Below are 238 nucleotides of genomic sequence, written 5' to 3' on the forward strand. Positions count from 1 at the left end.
GCAAAGCGGCACTGGCAGGGATGGGAGCCGCGATCGTTTCGTCCTGGGCGGTGCAGGAAGATCTGGCGGATGGCGGCCTGGTTCAGCTGATGCCTGCGTGGCAGGCACCGCCGCTGCCGGTGTGGCTGACCTATCCCTGGGCGAGTTACTACCCGGCCAGGCTGCAACACTTTTTTGCCATGATCAAAGAGGTGATGCCGCAGCTGGCGGGCACGCGTCCGGCCTCACAGCCAGCGGG

General features: G+C 66.0%; 1 protein-coding gene. It reads left to right on the forward strand.

The window, feature by feature from the left end:
• Window positions 1-238, forward strand: a 238-nt coding sequence (locus SB765_RS33430; protein WP_410933009.1) for a LysR substrate-binding domain-containing protein, incomplete at both ends; no start/stop codon positions are given.

This window comes from Pseudomonas sp. SIMBA_067 (genome assembly GCF_046534675.1).
GTDB lineage: Bacteria > Pseudomonadota > Gammaproteobacteria > Pseudomonadales > Pseudomonadaceae > Aquipseudomonas > Aquipseudomonas putida.